Genomic DNA, 3,086 nt, shown 5'->3' on the forward strand with positions numbered 1-3,086 from the left:
GTGCACACCGTACTGCTGTACGCGGGCGGGGGGTGTCGTCCGGTTCGCGCAGCTCGGTAGGGGGTAAGCGCTGGTGCCGGGTGTTCCGGTGGGGCGGAGGCTCTGGTGGGTTGGCGGAGGAGCGCCTATCGTGCCGCCGCGGCTCTGCGGCGTGACCGCGTGAGGACATGCGGTTCCCGCCGTCGGCCGGTCGCCGGGAGGTGGTTGGGGTGCGGGAACGGGTGCCCGTGGTACGGGATCGGCGGCCGCGGCGGGTGCTGGTCGCGCGCGGGCTGTNNNCGGACGGATCGGCCGACGAAGCGGACGGATCGGCCGACGAATCGGCCGCGGACGCCGCGGAGGGAGGGCAGGCCGGAGGCGATACGGGGACGGGCGGAAGCGACCGTTCCGCACAACCCGCCGCACCGAGCTGGGACCAGGCGTACGCGGTGCTGCGCATCCCCCGCCTCGGCGTCATCGCGCCCGTCGCCCAGGGGATCAGCAAGAGCGGCGTGCTGAACCGGGGTTACGTCGGCCACTACCCGCGGACCGCGCAGCCCGGCCAGGCCGGGAACTTCGCCCTCGCCGGGCACCGCAACACCCACGGCGAACCGTTCCGCTATATCAACCGGTTGCGGAACGGCGACGAGTTGCGGGTCGAGACGCACGACGGCGTGTTCACCTACCGTGTCGAACGCACCCTCCCCCAGACCTCCGCGATCGACACGACCGTCATCGCCGGGATCCCCCGCAGCACGGCCCGCCCCGGCTACGGCTTCACCCAGCCCGGCTACTACATCACCCTCACCACCTGCACTCCCGAGTACACCTCCAAGTACCGGCTGGTGGTCTGGGGAAAACTGAAATCAATCGAGAAGCGGGGAACTCGGGGGTAGGACCGGGGCGTTGTCAGGGTGACGGAGCGTGATCGGGGGGTTGGGATGGCAGCGAAGCGCAGAGCAGTAGCGGTCCAGTCCGTGAACGGGGGCTTGCGGAGTGGACGGTGGGCTTGGAGGATCGACCAAATTCTGACCGATGGCCGCCACCCATCGGCCGGTCCGGCGGGGGTGCCGGGCCGACCCTCGATCACGGGAGGTTGACTGTGAAGCTGCTGCGAGTCGGAACGGCGGGGGCGGAGCGTCCGGCGCTGCTCGACGAGGACGGGACCCTGCGTGACCTGTCCGGCCTGGTGGCGGACATCGACGGGGAGTTGCTCTCCGACGAGAGCGCGCTCCAGCGCGTACGGGCCGCGGCTGCGGCCGGGGACCTGCCCGTGCTCGACGGCGCGGGGCTGCGGATCGGGCCGCCGCTCGGGCGGATCGGCAAGATCGTGTGCATCGGGCTGAACTACCACGACCACGCGTGCGAGACCGGTGCGGCCATTCCGGAGGAGCCGATCCTCTTCATGAAGGCACCGGACACGGTCGTCGGGCCCTACGACACGGTGCTCGTGCCGCGGGGCAGCGAGAAGACGGACTGGGAGGTCGAACTCGCCGTTGTCATAGGGCGGACGGCCCGGTATCTGGAGTCGGCCGAGGAGGCGCTCGGGTACGTCGCGGGCTACGCGGTCGCGCACGACGTCTCGGAGCGGGCGTTCCAGATCGAGCGCGGCGGGCAGTGGGACAAGGGCAAGAACTGCGAGACCTTCAACCCACTGGGCCCCTGGCTGGTCACCGCCGACGAGGTGCCGGACCCGCAGGCGCTGCGGCTGCGGCTCAGTGTGAACGGCGAGGTGAAGCAGGACGGCACGACGGCCGAGCAGATCTTCCCGGTGGGCGAAGTGGTGTGGTACCTCAGCCAGTTCATGACGCTCTATCCAGGTGACGTCATCAATACCGGGACACCCGCGGGCGTCGCGCTCGGCCACCCCGACCCCAAGCCCTTCCTCAAGGCCGGGGACGTGGTCGAGCTCGAGATCGAGGGACTGGGGCGGCAGCGGCAGGAACTCAAGGAGGCGTGAGGGCAGAAGCGTGAGGAGCGTGAGAGTAGGAGCCCAAGGGGGCGTGAGCCGGAACTCCGGGAGGACGTGAGGTCGGAACGACCGCGCGTCGCCCCCCGGGGTGACCCTGAGGGGGGGGGCGACGCGCGCGGCACACGGCGGTGCGCATCGTCAGTGCGTCGCGCCCTCCACCGCTCGGCCCGTCGCCATGAACCGCTCCAGCGCCTCGACCACCAGCGCGTGGTCCTCCGCCTGAGGCAGCCCCGAGACCGTGACCGAGCCGATCACGCCCGCGCCCTCGACGGCGATGGGGAAGGAGCCGCCGTGGGCGGCGAAGAGGTCGGGGTCGAGCCGCGAGGAGTCCTCGAACGCGGTGCCCTTGGCGCGGAAGCGGGTGCCGACGAGGTACGAGCTCTCGGCGTAGCGCTCTACCACGCGCCGCTTGCGGTCGATCCAGGCATCGTTGTCCGCGGACGAGCGCGGCAGCGCGCAGTGGAACAGCTGCTGCGGGCCGCGCCGGATGTCCACCGCGACCGGCGCATGGCGCAGCCGGGCGAGCTCCACCAGGAGCGAGCCCAGGTGCCAGGCGTCGTCGTGAGTGAAGGAGCGCAGCACCAGTCGGCGCTCCTGCGCCTCCAGTTCGGGGATCAACAGGGCCGCGGCCTGGGCCGGGTCGGTGGACGCGGCGGGCTCGACCGGCGCGCCGGGCCCACCGGGCGCGGGCTGCCCGCCCGCCGTGCCACCGGCGCCAGGGCCGGTGCCGGCGCCCGAAGCGCCGCCGGCCGGGCCGGGAACTGCCTGCTCGCGGCCGGGAGTCGGTTCCTGAGCCGGTTCCGGGTTGGGGGCCATCACGCGTCTCCTCCTGTCGTGGCGATCGTGACGGTACGGCCCTCGCGCGCCGAGACGCGGGCCGCTTCCAGGACGTCCAGGGCCGCCGCAGCCTCCAAGGCCGTCACCGGCGGCGGGGTGCCGTCGCGGAGGGCGGCGGCCACGGCCTGGTAGTAGGCCGGGTAGTCGCCCGGGACCGTACGGACCGGGGTGCCGCCACCGGTCAGCGGAGACTCGCCCGCGCCCACCCGGCCCCACAGCGACTCCGGCTCCGCGCCCCACTGGGGCCCGGGCCGCAAGCCCTCCTTCAGAGCGGCCTCCTGCGGGGCCAGCCCGTACT

The 3,086-nt window shown here is 72.6% G+C and carries 3 protein-coding genes and 1 pseudogene; 2 read left to right on the top strand and 2 right to left on the bottom strand.

Annotation, left to right across the window (positions count from 1 at the left end):
* Positions 1 to 279 precede the first annotated feature (279 nt).
* Positions 280 to 875, top strand: a pseudogene (locus tag AOK16_RS22475) (class E sortase); the annotation flags it as partial.
* Positions 876 to 1,081: 206 nt separating this feature from the next.
* Positions 1,082 to 1,939, top strand: coding sequence for a fumarylacetoacetate hydrolase family protein (locus AOK16_RS22480; RefSeq protein WP_055473985.1), 858 nt, complete (start codon positions 1,082 to 1,084; stop codon positions 1,937 to 1,939).
* Positions 1,940 to 2,089: 150 nt separating this feature from the next.
* On the opposite strand, the gene AOK16_RS22485 is transcribed toward AOK16_RS22480, so the two are convergent.
* Both AOK16_RS22485 and AOK16_RS22490 read right to left on the bottom strand, forming a co-directional pair.
* Positions 2,090 to 2,572 carry a heme-degrading domain-containing protein gene (locus AOK16_RS22485; RefSeq protein ID WP_055473986.1) on the bottom strand — a complete coding sequence of 161 codons (483 nt, stop codon included), beginning with the start codon at positions 2,570 to 2,572 and terminating at the stop codon, positions 2,090 to 2,092.
* Positions 2,573 to 2,766: 194 nt separating this feature from the next.
* On the bottom strand, positions 2,767 to 3,086 hold a 320-nt coding region (locus tag AOK16_RS22490), incomplete at its 5' end, for a Gfo/Idh/MocA family oxidoreductase (RefSeq protein ID WP_240483701.1).

The organism is Streptomyces pathocidini (assembly GCF_001418495.1).
Classification (GTDB): Bacteria; Actinomycetota; Actinomycetes; order Streptomycetales; family Streptomycetaceae; genus Streptomyces; species Streptomyces pathocidini.